Consider the following 18,616-nt stretch of genomic DNA (forward strand, 5'->3'; position numbering starts at 1 on the left):
AATCAATCTAAATAAATGAAAGCGAATTTACTTTTGGTATTATTCATAATCGGAGCATGTTCCGCTCCACAGCAAAACCAGGAATCTGAAAAGAAAAAAATCATCACCGCTGGCGGGACGATCACCGAAATAGTCCATGAGCTGGGTTTTGGAGAATTGATCATCGCTACGGACATTACTTCGACTTTTCCCGAATCGATGAAAGAATTGCCTTCCATAGGCTATAGAAACCAGATCAAGACAGAAGGGATCCTTTCACTGGCACCTGATGTAATCCTGGCAGAGGCAGACTACCTATTGCCTGAGGTAGTAGACCAATTGAAATCAACGGGTGTAGAAGTAAGGTTCTTCGAAAAGCCAAAATCAATTGAAGGTACATTTGCATTGATTGCTGACCTTGCCACGTATTTTGAAGCTGAAGAAAAAGGAAAATTGCTTGCCCAAGAAGTGAAAAATGACTTAGGCGAATTGGAATCTTTCCTTGCAGCCCAGCAAATCGATGAAAAACCAAGTATGCTTTTTATCATGGCGAGGGGAGAGGATATGGTTTTTGTTGGGGGAGATGAGACATTTGCCACCGCTATTACTTCGCTTTCCGGGCTTCAGTCTCCAGCCTTAGGTTTCAAGGAATTTATCCCATTGACGCCGGAAGCTTTGTCTAAGTTCAATCCTGATTATATTCTCCTGTTTGATTCTGGATTGGCATCTTTGGGAGGCAAGGAAGGACTGAAAAAAATCCGGGGAATGGAACAGACTAAAGCATTCCAAAATGATCAAATTCTCGTTTATGATGGGCTTTTGCTTTCGGGGTTTGGACCAAGGGTGGCAGAAGTGGCTCTTGAAATTGCAAAATCAGTCTATCAATGATGAAAACCCTGCAATCAACCATGAGGACTACAAAACACCGAACCCAAAACGGTGTCATGCTCATGCTCTTGTTGGTATTGGCTTTGATCCTCTTGTTTTCTTCCTCGATTGGAGCTTTTCATATTCCAATAGATGCTGTTTTTGGGATTTTGAAAAACCAAATAGGTTTTCATTCATCCATATTTACAGAAACACAAGCACAGGTACTGTTGAATATCAGGTTCCCTAGGATATTGATGACAGTATTGATCGGGGGTGGTTTGGGTTTGGCAGGTGCGGCATTGCAGGGCTTGTTTAGAAATCCTCTGGTAGAACCGGGTTTGATCGGTGTGAGTGCTGGTGGGTCTTTATTTGCGGTTGTATTTATCGTATTTGGGGCAAACTTACTGACAATGACCCCCATATTATCTTTGATCGGATTACCATTGTTTGCTTTCATGGGAGGTTTGTTGGTCACAGCATGTGTCTACAAAATTTCCAGCAGTTCGGGCAAAACCGATATTTCCGTATTGATTTTGGCTGGAGTGGCCATCAATGCGCTGATGATGGCTTTGGTAGGTTTGGTTTTGTTTTATGCTGATGAAGCAGCATTGAGAAATTACACTTTTTGGACTTTGGGTGACCTTGGAGGAAGCAATTGGTCCAAAGTAGGTGTTGGGGCAGTACTGATCCTTCCTGCGATTGGTTTGATATTGAGATTGTATCCGGAGTTGAATGCCATGGCTTTGGGAGAAAGCGAGGCTTATCACATGGGAGTCAATGTCCAAAGAGTAAAATATTCGATATTTCTTTCATCAGCACTAATCGTCGGTACAGCAGTTTCCATGAGTGGTACAATTGGATTTGTCGGTTTGGTGGTGCCTCATCTGATCCGGTTGGGATTTGGTGCAGATCATCGACTGGTATTGCCAGGATCCTTTCTTTTGGGGGCAATCCTACTTTCTGGAGCGGATCTTTTGGCAAGAAATATCGTCAGGCCGGCAGAACTTCCAGTTGGGATCATCACGGCTTTATTGGGGGCACCCTTCTTTATTTACCTGATTCTGAATTTCAAAAAAATAAGCTACTGATATGCTACAAGGGATAAACATACATTTCTGTATCAGTGAAAAGCCAATATTGGGTGAGGTTAGCGTCAAATTGAAGCCTGGACAGTTTACCGCCATCATCGGACCGAATGGAGCAGGCAAATCAACGCTCTTCAAAATCCTAACCGGTGATCTTCAATGCAGTAGGGGTGAAGTACGCTACAATGGACTGGAGATCGAAAAATACAAAAGTCAACAACTCGCCCGTGTACGTGCTGTGATGCCACAGCATAGCGTTCTTTCTTTTCCTTTTTCGGCATGGGAAGTTGTGGAGTTGGGCGCATTGAATGCTCCGAAGGAAATCGGACAGGAAGATATCCAAGAGGTCATGGAACTCCTGCAAATATGGCATCTGAAAGCAAGGAATTATAACCTTCTTTCGGGAGGGGAAAGACAAAGGGTACAGCTCGCAAGGGTATTGGTACAAATCTGGAAAAAGCAGGCATTTCCCCGATACCTACTCTTGGACGAGCCAATTTCCAGTATGGATGTCTCATTGCAACATTTGGTACTGGCACTGCTGAATGATCTAAAAAATAGAAATATAGGTGTTTTGGCAGTATTGCATGATCTTGGGTTGGTGGCAAATTATGCCGATCAAGTGATCATGATGAAAGCTGGCGGCATCGAATCACAAGGGGATCTGAAAGAGGTTTTTGACAGTAAAAACCTAGAAAAGCTATTCGGATATCCCATACAAGTCAAGAAACATGAAGAGGGTTTGGGGATCATGGTCCACAGCCTTCCACTTCATCATATTAACCATACTATCAAACAAGCACAATAAGAAACATATGGAAACTTCAACTTTAGATCAAAAGAATTTACTCAAAAAAGAGTGGGAAAAGTTGGTATCTGAAAATCAAAAATTGAGGATCAGGGATGCAGCAGAAAAATTGGGAGTGTCGGAAGCGGAGCTTTTGGCAACCAAAATAGGCGATGGGGTGATCAGGCTGAAAGCTGAATGGACCTCTTTGCTTTTTGAATTTAAGAAACTGGGCAAAGTAATGTCTCTTTGCAGAAGCAATGGCTGTGTTTTGGAGCATAAGGGGAATTTCCAGAAAATCAATATAGAAGGGAGTCCAGTCCATCAAGTAGGTACAGTCATTGGTCCGATTGAACAAAGGATATTTTTCAGTGCATGGAAATTTGGCTTTGCTGTGGAATCAGATTCCCCTAGGGGTGTGATGAGAAGTTTTCAGTTTTTTGACAAAGAAGGCACTGCCATCCTCAAAGTATACCTACAAGAGGAGTCAAGTCTAGAAGCATACCGAAAATTGGTGACACACTATCTAGCAGAAGATCAATCACCAGATTTGGAGATCGAGCAGTTTGCTACACCAGAATATGCCAAATCTATTGATATGGATGCATTTACCAAGGACTGGGAAAACATGAAAGATACACATGACTTCTTTGGCATGCTGAGACGATACAAAGTTCACAGGCTCGATGCGATCAAATGGATCGATGACAAATGGGCGTATGAGGTGGATAAGTTTGCCCCAAGGAAAATTTTGGAAGAAGCTTCGAGCTCGAAAATGCCGATCATGATTTTCGCAGGAAATAAAGGCAATATTCAAATTCACCAAGGTAAGGTGAAGACTATAAGACAGATGGGTAGCTGGCTCAATGTGCTCGATCCACAGTTTAACATGCACCTAAACGAAGATTTGATTGCCCATGCATTCGTTGTACACAAAAATACTGAAGACGGTTTGGTTTCTTCAGTGGAGCTTTTTGACCATGAAGGGGAGATGATTGCCCAATTTTTCGGACTCAGAAAACCTGGTTTGCCCCAGTTGGCAGCATGGAAAGAGTTGGTTGATAGCCTTTGATTTTACAGCGGGCAGGGATTTCATTCCTGCCCGCAAAAAAATTTAAACATATGTTTAGAATTGATCTTAATAAAGCCAAGTTTGTCTGTCTAATTCTAATTGTGATGATTTGTGCTGTCAATGCAATTTCAGCAAATATTATCCATAAAGTCAGAATAGTGGATCTTAACAATGATCCCATCAACCATGCTTTGGTCAGAGTTGACAATGAAAAAATCATTCCTGTAGATATAGAAGGTTACTTTATCATCACAAATGAGATTTCAAATGATTCAAAAATAGAAATATTGGCTATGGGATATAATTCCCTCATTACAAAAATTGCTGACTTACTTGATGCTGAACGGGTTACTCTAAATGAGAAAATGGGTCATTTGGGGGAGGTAGTTGTATCTGCCACGAGAACCGACAGGAGTGTTGAAGATTTGCCTATGCCGGTACAAGTCATCAGCCAAAAGCAGATAAAAGAAACAGGTGGGATGCGATTGTCGGAAGTTTTGAGAGAGCAGACAGGTTTGCAAGTAGTTTCCAATCATGGGGCAGGACTACAGATGCAGGGACTTTCTTCTGATTATATCCTGATTCTGTTAGATGGTGAACCATTGATTGGGAGGACTGCTGGAACTTTTGACTTGGATAGGATTTCTGTAAGCAACATAGAGAAAATCGAAGTATTGAGAGGCCCCTCCAGCTCAATCTACGGCTCTGAAGCTATGGCTGGGGTAATCAATATCATCACAAAAAACACCGGAGAGAAATTCCTTGGGAATTTGGAAACCCGCTACCGTTCCTTCAACACTTTGGACATCAGCGCAGAAGCGGGAATCAATCAAAATAACTGGAATGTCTATGCCTATTTCAATCATTTCAATACAGACGGGTATGATCTCCGTCCGGAAATCATAGGACAGACCCAAGCTCCATATCAGGCCAATACAGCTCAGTTTAAAGTAGGAAAAAAAATAGATAAAAGATGGGAGGCCAAGGTCTTTAGCCGTTTCTATACAGAAGACTCACATAATATTATGGAAAGTATGCGTCAAGGAAACCTAGCCTTGATTGATATGGCTGGTGAAAGGCAGGATTTCAATATTAATCCTACTTTGAATTTTAAGCCCAATGATAGATGGTCTTTTACACTTCGAAGCATGACATCCCGCTTTGAAACACTGAGTACCAGCCACTATCAGGAAGATAGGGAACTATTGGATAGACAGGATTTTACCCAGTTTTACCATCGTACAGAACTTCAAATGGATCACCAACTGAATGATAAACAGTTGATGACTTTAGGTGGAGGACATCTGATGGAAACTGTGGAAGCGACTCGTTATGATGGTGTGAACCGTTTCGATGCTGCCTACCTGTTTTTACAACACCAATGGAATCCATCTGAAAAATGGAGTGTAGTCACCGGGATGAGAGGGGATATTCACAGTCAATATGGGGAAAGGCTGAGCCCCAAGGTCTCAGGTATGTACAAAATCAGCAAAAAAATAAGTTGGCAAGCCTCTGTGGGTGCCGGATTCAAAGCACCTGATTTTAGACAACTTTTGCTCAATTTCAACAATGCTTCCGCCGGATATTATGTCTTCGGCGCCAATTTGGCACAAGAAGGTATTGCGAGACTTCAGGAACAGGGACTTGTCCAACAAATCCTGATTGACCCATCCCTCTTTGGTGAATTGAAAGCCGAGCATTCTTGGGCTTTCAATACGGGATTCCGGTGGAAACTCTCAGATGACCTACTTGTCCAAAGCAATTTTTTCCGCAATCACATCACTAATCTGATCGAAACAGCAGCGGTTGCTCGATTGACAAGTGGGCAGAATGCCTTCTCATATTTAAACGTAGCCAGTGTTCTAACCCAAGGTGCTGAAATAGATCTGACCTACAGACTTGGCTACCAGTTGCAATTTTCACTAGGCTATATGTATTTGGATACCCGGGACATGTACGTATTAGAGCGCATAGACAATGGGGAGATCTTCAAAAGAGACTCCCAAAATCGAACTGTCAGGGTGACTCGACAAGATTATGGAGGATTGTTCAATAGGAGTAGGCATAGTGGCAATTTAAAGATCAATTACCAACATAAACCGTCAGAGATCAATTTGTCAACAAGACTGATATACAGAGGCCCTTTTGGATTTGGAGACACAAATGGCAACCTGATTTTGGATGACCCATCTGAATATACAAAGGCTATATATTCGCTTAACATTACATTAAACAAGCAATTTTCCAATGGACTTACATTGGAAGTTGGAGGAATCAATGTAACCAATCTACAAAATGTAAATGACCCAACTAATCCCGGCAGGATAATTTTTGCAGGATTTAGATTGCCAATTCATGAAATAACTAAATCTAAGTAAAACTATAAATTAACAAAAAATGAAAAAATTATTATTGTCTCTTTCTATGTTAACTATTACAGCATTCTTATACAGCTGTGACAAAAAGGATGACCCTCAGCCTGATGTTGAATTGGATGCACAACTCGTTTCCAACATTGAGGCACCAGGTGATGTGATTGATAGAACCACTGGAACTATTACTAAGGAAAACCCTTTTGTTTACTTTAGTCTTGAAGAGAATAAATTGGCGGAAAGCAAAGATGGCAATTGGGACATAGGGTTCAAAGGCACGACTATCATTATAAATAGTGGTATTAGTGGGGCAGGCTCAGCTCAAGCATTTGTTGCTACCGGGATATTTGATGAATTTGAAGAAGTAGATTCATCTACAGAATTCAAATCTGATAGTGATTCAGGAATGGCTATTCCAACAGGTAGTGGTAATGGATGGTATAATTACAACTCGACAACCCATATTGTCAGTCCTATCCCAGGGAGAATTGTTCTAGTCAAAACCAATGCAGGTAATTATGCCAAAATTGAGATTCTAAGTTATTACAAAGATAATCCTGCATTGGAAGATGTAAACCCAATGGTGACACCTGGTTCATTTTACACATTTAGGTTTGTTTTACAACCAAATGGTTCAATGAAATTTTAGAAAATAACATTGATTGTATGGTTTATTGATTAGAAAAAAGAGAAGCTCGTTAGGGCTTCTTTTTTTATAAAAAAATAGGCTATGGAAAAATTTTATCCATAGCCTTATTTTTGAATTTGCGACTTACTACGCACTAGCGAATTGGTTGCAACCAAAATTGGCCCCAGTGATAAACTCTATCGACTTAGCATTGGCGTCAAGCGGTCTCCCATCGTTGAGAACTGGGATGATATAATCCGGATCCATTTTGGATTCAATGTGGCTTAATTTATTGCATTCACCGTAATTTTCCTTTTGAGCGACTACTGGTGCTTCTGTTTCCCAGTAATTGCAGTTTGAACATACCTTTTCCATTTTTCTATTGTTTAAATTTTGTGTTAGTGTTTTTAAACTTTGTATTCATATAAATATACTCAAAAGCCATAAGTTAGTTACGTTAAAAATCTGATAAGCAGTAATTTGTAATTGATTCAAATAAACATAACCTTGGAATCAATATTATTCTAAAAACTGTAGGAGTTAGTTGTAATCAGTAAACCTTTCAGGTTTCATTGATTTTTTAAAACTAAATAGTTTGAAACCTGGAAGGTTCTTTTTCACAATACAGGTCTCTAGCATCTCGTCTCTACCTTCTTTTTTATTCTAATTTAAAAATGGACAAAATAAAGCTCCAAATATAATTTTGACAATCAATGAAAATATGGGTCAATTTGCCGAAAAAGCAATACATTGACTTGCAATTATGTAAAAGACAAAAAAATAATGAAAAATTAATTTGTTTTTAAAAAATGACCCTTTACATTTGGGGCATGTTAATCGCAGTCGTAATATATTTTAGCTTCTTTTACTTTTACTTTCGTCACAAAAGTCGAATCGGAGCTGCGTATTGTCTAGTTAAAAAATAAACATTCATACATACACAAAAGCCCGGTTCGAAAGAATCGGGCTTTTTTTATTCAAACCAATTAAACTCATGGAAAATCACTTACAAACAAAAGACTGGGGACTAGGACTAAATGGCCACGTGATCATAGCAGGACCTTGTAGCGCAGAAACGCCTGAACAGATTGAAAAAGTCTGTTTGGACATGAAAAATGAAAACATGGTGCCGCATATATTCCGCGCTGGGATTTGGAAGCCAAGAACCAGACCGGGAAGCTTCGAAGGTATAGGTGAAGATGGTTTGAAATGGATGGAAATCGTGAGAAATCACCTGAACATCCCGATCACTACCGAAGTTGGAAATGCAGCGCACGTGGAATTGGCTTTGAAGCACAAAGTAGATGTACTTTGGATTGGTGCCAGGACTACTGTGAACCCATTTGCAGTGCAGGAAATCGCTGATGCATTGAAAGGCGTGGATATCCCTGTAATGGTCAAAAACCCAATGAACCCAGATTTACAGTTGTGGTTGGGAGCTTTGGAAAGATTGCAGGCAGTAGGAATCAACAAACTTGCAGCGATCCACAGAGGTTTCTCGGATTCTTACGACAAGAGATTCAGAAACAAGCCAAATTGGTCTATGCCGATCCATTTGAAGAGAGAGTGGAAAGGGATGGAAGTGATCAATGACCCAAGTCATATTGTTGGTAATAGGGCGGGGATTTTGGAAACAGCACAAAGGGCAATCAATTTCGGATTGGACGGATTGATGATCGAAACCCACCATGACCCTGACAATGCATGGTCTGATGCAAAGCAGCAAGTTACGCCTGCCGGATTGAAGCAGATATTGTCGCAAATTGATTTCAAACAAACTGGAGGGGTAGAGAATCCAGGAGAAAGGTTGAACGATTTAAGGACAGCCATAGATCATTTGGATGATCAATTGTTGGATATCCTTCAAGAAAGATTTTCTCTGATAGACCAAATCGGCGCTTACAAGAAAGAGCAGAACTTGACAGTATTTCAGTCAGACAGATGGAAATTTGTAATGGAATCCCGTACTGAAAAAGGCGTAAAGAAAAATTTGAGTGAAAAATTCATGAAGGAATTGCTTTACTGTATCCACGAAGAGTCTGTAAAAAGACAGGAAAAACAGTTAAGGGAAGCCGATCCTGTGAAGAAATAATTGGGAAGTTGTAAGGTTATAATGTTACAAGGTTAAAATTGTTGTAATGTTAAAAGGTTATAAAGTTGGAAAGTTTGGTATTTAATAAAAATCAACTTTTCCAATAACTTTTAAACCTTTCAACTTTTAAACCTTTCAACTTTATATCTTTTTCAGCCTTTTCGTAATTTCGAGTCAAATTATAACTTAGAAAAATTGGAATCAATTATATTTTCCCAATCAATAGCAAATGATCTTGTCGGCTTTATCAGCCGGCAGGATTTTTCTCAATTAGGGCTGATCATGGATAGCAATACCCAAAAATTTTGCTATCCCCTGATTGGGGAGAAGCTTCCCAAGCACCAGCAATTTGCATTTGATGCAGGCGAAGTCAATAAAAACCTCTCTACATGTTCCGCCATTTGGCAGTGGATGACAGATTGTGGATTTGACAGAAAAGCTTTGATCATCAATTTGGGCGGTGGCGTATGTGGTGATATGGGTGGTTTTTGTGCGAGTACCTATAAGAGAGGTGTCCGTTTTATCAATATTCCAACTACCTTGCTTTCACAGGTCGATGCCAGTGTAGGGGGGAAATTGGGAATAGATTTCAATGGTTTCAAAAACCACATCGGTGTTTTTACAGAACCGATAGCAGTATTGATATCCGATGAATTCCTTCCAACACTTCCACAAGAAGAGCTAAGATCTGGATATGCAGAAGTTATCAAACATGGTTTGATCCAAAATGCAGATTACTTTTCCAGCCTTAGATCTACCGATTGGGAAAAGCAAGATTGGAAATCAATCATTGAGAAATCAGTCAGTATCAAAAAGTCTGTTGTAGAAAAGGATCCGAAAGAAGCAGGGTTAAGGAAAATCCTCAATTTCGGTCATACGATTGGACATGCTTTTGAGTCTTTTTATTTGGACTCTGAGCGTCATCTTTTGCATGGAGAAGCCATCGCAATTGGAATGATTGCGGAAGCATTTCTTTCTTACAAAAGAATGGGCATGCCGGAAGATGATTTGAATACAATCTCCCAGATGCTCGTGAAGATATATGGACATTTCGATTTTCCGAAAGAGAATATTCCTGCAATTATATCACTCTGTGCCCAGGACAAGAAAAATGAAGGAGCCGTAATCAATTTTTCCCTGTTGAAAAAAATCGGCTCTTGTGAATACAACATCCATATCAATCTTGCGGAAATCGAAGAAGCTATTGCTTATTATATTTCCCTAAAAAATTAACAAGGCATTACTTTGTAATGTGTCTATAGCCACTCAAACCTAATGAATACGATTTACCTCAAACAATTACCGAGTTTTATACCTACGGAAATCCCTTTGCCTTCATCCAAAAGTGAAAGCAACAGGGTATTGATCATCGATGCATTGACGGATGGTGACAACCAAATCTCCAATCTCGCAGAAGCTAGGGATACCCAGACGATGATCCGGCTACTTACTACCAACCCGCCGGTTTTTGATGTGTTGGATGCTGGTACGACGATGCGTTTTTTGACGGCTTTCTCTGCTGTGACCAACCAAAACAAAGTGATGACAGGCACTGCAAGGATGTGTGAGCGACCTATCGGGATCTTGGTGGATGCATTGAGGGAACTCGGTGCAGATATTCATTATATGAACAAAGAAGGTTACCCTCCTTTGGCAATCAATGGATTCAAGGGGCAATTGACTGACAGAATCAGTATTAGGGGAGATGTCAGCAGCCAGTATATTTCTGCATTGTTGATGGTTGCTCCACTTTTACCCAATGGATTGACACTCGAACTTATTGGGAAAGTAGGTTCGGTGACATACATCCAAATGACTTTGGAATTGATGAAGCAGTTTGGGATAAAACATACTTGGGAAGGCAATTTGATCAAAGTAGAATCACAAAAGTATCAGCCAACAACCTTTGCAGTAGAATCAGATTGGTCAGGTGCGAGTTATTGGTTTAGTTTGTTGGCTTGTGCAGAGAGCGGTTCTTTGTTTTTGAAAGGTTTGAAGGAAGACAGTTTGCAGGGAGATTCCAAAATCGTCGAAATCATGGATCACCTTGGGGTGAAAAGTGAGTTTGTCGAAGGAGGCGTCCAGTTGACAAAACAGAAAGTGAAAGGTCTGAAATCATGGGATTTTACACATTGCCCTGATTTGGCTCAAACAGTCGCAGTAACATGTTCTGTATTGGGGCAAAAAGTAGACTTTTCAGGTCTTGAAAGTTTGCGGATCAAAGAAACAGATAGGATTTACGCACTGCAACAAGAACTGGCTAAATTCAATGCACAGCTTGTAGAAGGAGAGAACGAAGTATTTACACTGATACCGTCTGTGGAGATCCCAAATGAAGTGCAGATTCATACCTATGACGATCACAGGATGGCGATGGCATTTATGCCACTGATGACCAAAACCAACGTAATCATCGAAGATCCCGAAGTAGTCAACAAGTCCTATCCAAGCTTTTGGAAGCATGTGGAGCTGGTAGAGGGTTGAAAATTGATGAATTTAAAGATTGGGAAGATTTGAAAATTATTAAGAAGTTTAAATGTTGAAAAGTTGAGGCAATGGATTTCTTAATAGGGATTGTAAAATTGGAAGAGCTTGTTCCGATTTATAGGGATTGGAAGATTGAAAAATTGCAAGATTAGTTGGAAAGTTAAAAAGTTTTAAGGTTACAAAGTTGGGGGATTCTTGATACTTAGTACAATCAATCGGACTTGTCTGACTGTGGGGATTAAAGATTGGATTGAGTTTTCCTTTGGTGGATTTCTTGGTACTTGGTACATCGTACTTTGTACAATCAAAAAAAGTGAACATACAACGGAATTTATATGTTAAGTCGGTTAGCTACCAGAATCTCTCTGGCTTTGTATCTTGTGTCTAACGTCTAAAATCTCATATCTCATATCTTAAGAAAATGAAAATAGCAATACAAGGAATTCCAGGTTCATTTCACCATCAGGTAGCGATCAATTGTTTTGGGGCTGAAGTGGAAATTGTGGGGTATAGGATATTTGAAGAAGTTGCCAAATGTGTGGCTCAAGGTACCTGCGACTATGGCGTATTGGCGATAGAGAACTCCATCGCTGGGGCGATTCTTCCAAATTATGAATTGATAGACCGCTACAATCTGACCATCAAAGACGAATATTACCTGCCCATTTCACATAATCTGATGTGCCTGAAAGGACAGCAGATAGAGGATTTGGTAGAAGTCAGGTCCCATCCAATGGCATTGCTCCAGTGCAAAAAGTTTTTTGCGGATTATCCACAAATCAAACTGGTGGATGATATTGACACCGCTTCGGTAGCCAAAAGAATCCATGAAGAAAAAATAAAAGGAGTAGGTGCAATCGCAAGCAAAACAGCTTCACAGATATATCAATTGGATGTCCTTGCTTCCGATATCCAGACAGTAAAGAATAATTTTACAAGATTCATCATTCTGCAAAAACCTTCTTTGGATCTTGGTTTGGTCAAAGCCAATAAAGCTTCCATAAAAGTGACAGTAAACAATGAGAAGGGGATTTTGGCAGAACTCTTGATGCTGATGAGTGAATACGGTTTGGATCTAAGTAAAATCCAGTCCATTCCAGTAATCGAAAAGCCTTGGGAATATGCTTTTTTCATCGATACACAATTTGAAGATCATAATGCTTTCGAAAGCGCTGTGTCAGAGATAAATGCGAATTTCGGGACAGTCAAAATTTTTGGAAAATATCTGAACAGAAAATAATGAAAGGGTTTTCGAAACGATTGGAGGAAGTACAGGAATACTATTTTTCCAAAAAACTCAAAGAAGTCCATACCCTGAAAGCAGCCGGGAAACCTATTTTGAATATGGGCATAGGAAGTCCCGATCTGCCACCACATGCCAAAGTGGTCAAAGCCATTTGCCAAGCCGCCATCAATCCCGAAGGACATGGCTATCAGGGCTACCAGGGAATTCCAAGATTAAGGGAGTCTTTTTCGGATTTCTACAAAGAGCATTATGGGGTCAATTTGAATCCTGAGGGAGAAGTCTTGCCCTTGTTGGGTTCAAAAGAAGGAATCATGCATATCTCTATGGCATTTTTGGACGCAGGGGATCAGGTATTGGTACCGAACCCAGGCTACCCGACTTATAGTTCTGTATGCAAGTTGCTACAAGTAGAGCCTATATATTTTGATCTGGTGGAAAACCAAAACTGGGAGCCGGATTTTGGGGCTTTGTCAAAAATGGATTTAAGCAAAGTCAAATTGATGTGGGTCAATTATCCCAATATGCCAACCGGTGCCAAGGCAAGTAAAGCCTTGTTTGGGAAATTGGTTGAATTTGGAAAAAAGAATGATATCATTATCGTCCATGATAATCCATATAGTTTTATTTTGGAAGAGAAACCATTGAGCATCTTTGCAGTGGAAGGAGCTATGGATGTGGCTTTGGAGTTGAACTCCCTGAGCAAAACGGCGAACATGGCGGGTTGGAGAGTAGGGATGGTAGGGGGGAAGAAGGATTGGATCCAAGCGATCACCAAAGTAAAAAGCAATATGGATTCGGGGATGTTTTTGGGAATTCAGGAAGGCGCGATAGCGGCATTGAACCTCAAAGATGATTGGTATGCCGAGCTAAACAAGGAGTATAGAAAAAGAAGGAATCTGGTTTGGAAGTTGGCTGGGAAATTGGGCTTGAGCTATGATAAAAGTGCGGTAGGGATGTTTGTTTGGGCGAAGTTGCCGGAGCAGATGAGCGACTTGGACTTGGTTGACAAGCTCTTGTATGAGAAATCAATTTTCATCACACCCGGAAGGATTTTTGGGAGCAAAGGAGAAGGCTATGTCAGATTCTCGCTTTGTGTTACGACAGAATTGATTCAGGAAGCAATAGATAGAATAACGTAAATATATCAGAATGAAAAAAATACATATCATAGGCTTGGGACTTTTGGGAGGTTCTTTTGCATTGGCGTTGAAAAAAATAAAGCCGGAAATAAAGTTTACAGGTTTTGATGCCGATCCGAAAAATCAGGAAGATGCCTTGGCTTTGGGAATTATTGACGAGGGGAAATCACAACCTGATGAAGATACCGACGTCATTATCCTTGCTACTCCAGCCAACACGCTTGGGGGCTTGTTGACCAAAACCTTGGATCAGATTGGACCAAATACCTTGGTCATTGATTTCGGATCCACCAAAGAGAATCTTTGTAAAACAGTAGCAGACCATCCCAAGAGAGCCCAGTATTTGGCAGGGCATCCGATTGCGGGTACAGAATATTCGGGACCAAAGGCTGCCAAGGCAGATTTGTTGGATCAGAAAGTCTTTATCATCTGTGAAATGGAACTGACAGATGTACAACTGAAAGGTTTGGCTTATGAAATTTTCGAAGCGCTCAATATGAAGTTGAGGTTTATGGATGCGGAAGAGCATGACCGCCATTTGGCATTTGTCTCCCATCTTTCCCACGTGTCTTCATTTATGCTGGGCAAAACTGTCTTGGATAAGATGGAAGATGAAAAAAGCATTTTTGATATGGCAGGTTCTGGTTTCGCCTCTACTGTGAGGTTGGCAAAATCTTCCCCAGCAATGTGGGCGCCTATCATGGAAGAAAACAAAAACAACATGCTCAAAGCCCTGAGTTTATATATCTCCAATTTATCCAAGTTTAGGGATAAAATCATTGAAGATGATTATGAAGGCTTGGCATTGGAAATGCAAAAAATCAACAAGATTGGTGATATCTTGGATTTGGGGAAATAAGTTGGGGGTAATAATAACCTGAGAGATTTAGTCTTTGCAAATACACTGTTGTCTGCTTAAAGGAATTTGAAAACCACTAAGTTCACTAAGGTTAACACAAAGGACACAAGAAAATCGTAATGGATTAAAAACCTTGTGTCCTTTGTGCAGCCTTTGTGTTCGTGGTGGTTAATTTTTGAGGTAGATCAGGGACAGCCCTCTGATTTCATAACCATTTTTCATACAGTTTTTTCACATCTTTGTGGGGTTTAACTCTGCCCGCTTTAATGTCTTCTAATCCTTTTTCAATTGAATTTAATTCTTCATCAGAAATCTGTTCCAACCAATCAATATCAATAGTACTATTCATTAACATCCTAAGCTTTTCAATAGACGTTTCATCTTTGATTGTAGTAATCCATTTGATTATTTCCAGTTTATCTTTTTCAATATTCATTTTCTTAGTCTGATCTTTAAATTCTACTTCAATTTAAAAATATTTCATGAATTATTCTAATTTTTGTTAGCCCATTCAATCCTCCAATACAGCCCCATTTACCATTTGTTCAAATGGGCCATAGAGTTTTTGGGAATGCATGGATGGGTAGACTTGCGTGAGTAGGATGGCGACTATACCTCGGGTTGGATCCATCCAGAATGTGGTTTGGAAAGCACCGCCCCAAGAGATCTTTCCTGCCTTTCTGTCAAATCTCAGATCACCATCTTCAGCAGCAATCTGATAGCCATAGGCAAAATGATCTTTGCCAACACGTACATCTCCAATCATATTTTTCTTCGCACTTTGAATGGTCTCTTTTTTGAGGATTCTGACACCATTGAATTCACCATCATTGAGCACCATTTGACAGAATTTGAAATAATCTTGGGCAGTAGAACTTAGCCCCGCACCTCCGGAGAAGTATGTTTTTGCACCTTTTATTGGGAAATTTCCAGACAAGTCCCGATTGGGGTCTTCAGGGAATTCTACCAATGGTTCGGATCTGGTATTGGCATACATGGTAGTCAGCCTTGAGGCATGGGCATCATCATCAAAGTAGAAGCGAGTATCATTCATTTCCAAGGGATCAAAAATATATTGCTCTAAATAGGCATCAAATGACATTCCCGATGCTACTTCAACTACCCGACCCAAGACATCAATTCCCAAACCATAGGTGAATTTTTCACCAGGTTCGTGTTTTAGTGGGATTTGGGCAAGTTTGGATACATTTTCCTCAATCTTAATAGGTTTCAATGTAGTCAGATCGATGATTCCTGCTTTTGAATACAGTTTGTTCATAGTCGTGTCTGCGAATCCATATGAAATCCCAGATGTATGCGTAAGCAAGTGGTGGATGGTGATTTCATTTTTTGCAGGCTTACTTGTAAAGCTGGAGTCCGAAGGGTTGACACTGACCAAGATTTTGGGATTGGCAAATTCAGGAATGTATTTAGATACAGGATCGTCATAATTGAGTTTTCCGGCTTCTTGCAGCTGCATGATGGCAACGGATGTAATGGGTTTGCTCATAGAGGCAATCCTAAAGATATCATCAACTTCCATTTCATCTCCTTTAGCAATGTTCTTGTGTCCAAAAGCCTTTTTGTACACAACCTCCCCATCCAAAGCAACCAGTGCTACCGCACCAGCGATCAATTTTTCTTTTATGGCATTGTCGAGCAATTCGTCAATATTGGCTAGAGAGTCTAAGCTTATTTTATCTTTTGCTGTAGAATCGGAAGTTTCAAAATTTACTGCAGCTATAGATTGGGCATAGCTCTTTGGGTAAGAAATACTTAAGGTGAAAATGAACAAAAGGATAAGATTTTTCATTGGATTTAGTAGTATTGGTTTGGGACAATTGAAGACAAACAGCCGTCATGTTGATGGAAGGTTTGGGTGAAAGCACTAAATTTAACATTATTCCACAATAAAATAAATGCTACAACTCAATTAACAATTGTTAAGATTTTGTGGCTCAAGTTTTGAAATATACAATCCAAATCTAAAAACGAAAATTATGAAAAAGTTACTCTTTATGTTACCGGTTATGATGTTGCCTTTTCTGGGTTTTACACAGCAACAACAAATTCCTACCATCGAAGTGGATGGAGCAAGCGAAATCGAAGTGATGCCCGACGAGGCAATGATTCAAATAAACCTTAGGGAATTGGGGATGAAAGTCTCTGACGTCACCAACGCACTCAACAAGAAAACAAAGGCGATTCAGGATGCCATCAAGAAAACTGGGGTGAGTGACTATGATTTTGTGGTTGACAATTACTATGTAAACATCAACAGAATCTACACCAAGGGAACATCCAAAGACAGTGGTTATGTCGCTTCCCAGAATGTCAAAGTACGGGTGAAAAATATTGATAAAGATTTGGTGAAAGTGCTTGAATCTATCAGTAGCAAAGATATTGATTTGAGCTATAGCATGAACTTCGGGATATCAGAAGCCAAGAAAAAAGTCCATCAGGAAAAATTGCTGGAATTGGCATTGGAAGATGCACGTAGAAAAGCAGATGTTATTGCCAAAACATTAGGAATCCAAAAAATCCAAGTTCACAAAGTGAATTACAGCTCGGGGGTAAGTTTTCAACCTTATGAGCCTAGAATGGAAGCTATGATGATGAAGTCAGCTGATGCCAGGGTTGAACCTACTTTCAGTCCGGAAGCACAAAAATTAACGGATCGCGTTTCGGTGTCATTTGCATTTATGAAGGAATCATAAGTTTAAAAAGAGTTTAGGTACAATTAGCTGATTTCATACTTTGATATCAGTATTTAAACCAAAAAGACCTGCAAGACAAAGATGTTTTGCAGGTCTTTTGTTTTACACTCGTTCTATTTTAACCACGGAGAACACAAAGGAGGCACTAAGGACACAACGAGTCTGTGTTTTGCCACCTTATTTTTTATACACGTTATGACCTTTGTGAAAACCTTAGTGTTCCTTGTGGTTAATTTTCGGTTTGTATTTTAGAAACTCACCATGGTCGACCTATTCCAACGCTCTCAGATCACAGGGCTACGCCCCTGACAACGACTTTGACATCCGTTTTTACTACGAAGAACTGTGGGCTCTTCCCCCAAATAATATTCAAAGATAACTCTTTAATAAATAAGAAACTGGGGCGTTAGCCCTATTATCTTCGTAGAAAACAAGGCAATAAAGCACACCATCGAGGGGCGTAGCCCTGATTTCTTATTTTCCCGATTTTCGTTCTATTTTAACCACGGAGAACACAAAGGAGGCACTAAGGACACAACGAGTCTGTGTTTTGCCACCTTATTTTCTTATATACTTTGTGACCCTAGTGAAAACCTTAGTGTTCCTTGTGGTTAATTTTCGGTTTGTATTTTAGAAACTCACCATGGTCGACCTATTCTAACGCTCTCAGATCACAGGGCTACGCCCCTAGGATCCTGCTGGTCCCAAATTTCCCTACGAAGAACTGTGGGCTACGCCCCCAAAATAATATCAAATAAACTATTATTTAGGAACAGAAATTAGGGGCGTTAGCCCTGCAATCTTCGTAGAAAAAAAGAATCGATCAAACCCCAAAGGGGCGTAGCCCTGATTTCATATTTTCCCGATTTTCACCTGTTGTCAGTTCTATTTTAACCACGGAGGAACACAAAGGAGGCACTAAGGACACAAGGAGTCTGTGTTTTGCTACCTTGTTTTTTATACACTTAGTGACCTTTGTGAGAAACTTAGTGTTCCTTGTGGTTAATCTTTGGTTTGTATTTTAGAAACTCACCATGGTCGACCTATTCTAACGCTCTCAGATCACAGGGCTACGCCCCTGACAACGACTCCGTTTTTCCTACGAAGAACTGTGGGCTACGCCCCCAACATATGCAAAGATAACTCTTGTAAACAAATAAGAGAATGGGGCGTTAGCCCTGCTATCTTCGTAGAAAAAAAAGCAATAAATCAAACCTTAGAGGGGCGTAGCCCTGATTTCATATTTTCCAGATTTTCACCTGTTGTCCGTTCTATTTTAACCA

16 protein-coding genes are annotated in these 18,616 nt (G+C 40.1%); 13 read left to right on the top strand and 3 right to left on the bottom strand.

Features of this window, described 5'->3' with window-relative positions:
- Positions 1–15: 15 nt before the first annotated feature.
- The 6 genes from ACFSKL_RS03825 to ACFSKL_RS03850 are packed head-to-tail and all read left to right on the top strand — an operon-like array spanning position 16 to position 6,814.
- On the top strand, positions 16–867 hold the full coding sequence (locus ACFSKL_RS03825) for a heme/hemin ABC transporter substrate-binding protein (RefSeq protein ID WP_376883636.1): 852 nt from the start codon (positions 16–18) through the stop codon (positions 865–867).
- The gene (locus ACFSKL_RS03830) at positions 864–1,937 is read left to right on the top strand and encodes a FecCD family ABC transporter permease (protein WP_376883637.1); all 1,074 of its coding nucleotides are present in this window, start codon (positions 864–866) and stop codon (positions 1,935–1,937) included. The genes ACFSKL_RS03825 and ACFSKL_RS03830 overlap by 4 nt, the downstream gene beginning before the upstream one ends.
- A 1-nt stretch (position 1,938) precedes the next feature.
- Positions 1,939–2,742: a heme ABC transporter ATP-binding protein gene (locus tag ACFSKL_RS03835; RefSeq protein WP_376883639.1), complete on the top strand. Its 804-nt coding sequence runs from the start codon at positions 1,939–1,941 to the stop codon at positions 2,740–2,742.
- A 7-nt stretch (positions 2,743–2,749) separates the two neighbouring features.
- Positions 2,750–3,793 carry a hemin-degrading factor gene (locus ACFSKL_RS03840; protein ID WP_376883641.1) on the top strand — a complete coding sequence of 348 codons (1,044 nt, stop codon included), beginning with the start codon at positions 2,750–2,752 and terminating at the stop codon, positions 3,791–3,793.
- 50 nt (positions 3,794–3,843) lie between these two features.
- Positions 3,844–6,171: a TonB-dependent receptor plug domain-containing protein gene (locus ACFSKL_RS03845; protein WP_376883643.1), complete on the top strand. Its 2,328-nt coding sequence runs from the start codon at positions 3,844–3,846 to the stop codon at positions 6,169–6,171.
- A gap of 19 nt (positions 6,172–6,190) precedes the next feature.
- Positions 6,191–6,814: an HmuY family protein gene (locus ACFSKL_RS03850; protein ID WP_376883645.1), complete on the top strand. Its 624-nt coding sequence runs from the start codon at positions 6,191–6,193 to the stop codon at positions 6,812–6,814.
- A gap of 126 nt (positions 6,815–6,940) precedes the next feature.
- On the opposite strand, the gene ACFSKL_RS03855 is transcribed toward ACFSKL_RS03850, so the two are convergent.
- Positions 6,941–7,168, bottom strand: a complete 228-nt coding sequence (locus ACFSKL_RS03855; RefSeq protein ID WP_376883647.1) for a hypothetical protein — start codon at positions 7,166–7,168, stop codon at positions 6,941–6,943.
- Between the two features lie 619 nt (positions 7,169–7,787).
- Here ACFSKL_RS03855 and ACFSKL_RS03860 point away from each other — a divergent pair.
- The 6 genes from ACFSKL_RS03860 (at position 7,788) to ACFSKL_RS03885 (ending at position 14,616) form a co-directional block, all read left to right on the top strand.
- Positions 7,788–8,885, top strand: a complete 1,098-nt coding sequence (locus ACFSKL_RS03860) for a chorismate mutase (RefSeq protein WP_376883649.1) — start codon at positions 7,788–7,790, stop codon at positions 8,883–8,885.
- 195 nt (positions 8,886–9,080) lie between these two features.
- On the top strand, positions 9,081–10,118 hold the full coding sequence (gene aroB / locus ACFSKL_RS03865; protein WP_376883650.1) for a 3-dehydroquinate synthase: 1,038 nt from the start codon (positions 9,081–9,083) through the stop codon (positions 10,116–10,118).
- A gap of 42 nt (positions 10,119–10,160) precedes the next feature.
- The gene (locus tag ACFSKL_RS03870) at positions 10,161–11,369 is read left to right on the top strand and encodes a 3-phosphoshikimate 1-carboxyvinyltransferase (RefSeq protein ID WP_376883652.1); all 1,209 of its coding nucleotides are present in this window, start codon (positions 10,161–10,163) and stop codon (positions 11,367–11,369) included.
- 424 nt (positions 11,370–11,793) lie between these two features.
- On the top strand, positions 11,794–12,612 hold the full coding sequence (locus ACFSKL_RS03875; RefSeq protein ID WP_376883654.1) for a prephenate dehydratase: 819 nt from the start codon (positions 11,794–11,796) through the stop codon (positions 12,610–12,612).
- Positions 12,612–13,757, top strand: coding sequence for a pyridoxal phosphate-dependent aminotransferase (locus ACFSKL_RS03880; protein ID WP_376883656.1), 1,146 nt, complete (start codon positions 12,612–12,614; stop codon positions 13,755–13,757). Before ACFSKL_RS03875 ends, ACFSKL_RS03880 begins: the two co-directional genes overlap by 1 nt.
- A gap of 10 nt (positions 13,758–13,767) precedes the next feature.
- The gene (locus ACFSKL_RS03885) at positions 13,768–14,616 is read left to right on the top strand and encodes a prephenate dehydrogenase (RefSeq protein ID WP_376883658.1); all 849 of its coding nucleotides are present in this window, start codon (positions 13,768–13,770) and stop codon (positions 14,614–14,616) included.
- Between the two features lie 205 nt (positions 14,617–14,821).
- Here the strand turns inward: ACFSKL_RS03885 and ACFSKL_RS03890 are convergent, their stop codons facing one another.
- Complete coding sequence (locus ACFSKL_RS03890; protein WP_376883660.1) at positions 14,822–15,052, bottom strand: hypothetical protein; 231 nt, start codon at positions 15,050–15,052, stop codon at positions 14,822–14,824.
- Positions 15,053–15,127: 75 nt separating this feature from the next.
- A complete protein-coding gene (locus tag ACFSKL_RS03895) occupies positions 15,128–16,429 on the bottom strand; it encodes a serine hydrolase domain-containing protein (RefSeq protein WP_376883662.1) in 1,302 nt (433 codons plus the stop codon).
- A gap of 187 nt (positions 16,430–16,616) precedes the next feature.
- Between ACFSKL_RS03895 and ACFSKL_RS03900 the strand changes: the two genes are divergently transcribed.
- Positions 16,617–17,333, top strand: a complete 717-nt coding sequence (locus ACFSKL_RS03900; protein ID WP_376883664.1) for an SIMPL domain-containing protein — start codon at positions 16,617–16,619, stop codon at positions 17,331–17,333.
- Positions 17,334–18,616 lie beyond the last annotated feature (1,283 nt).

The organism is Belliella marina (assembly GCF_042682445.1).
Lineage (GTDB): Bacteria > Bacteroidota > Bacteroidia > Cytophagales > Cyclobacteriaceae > Belliella > Belliella marina.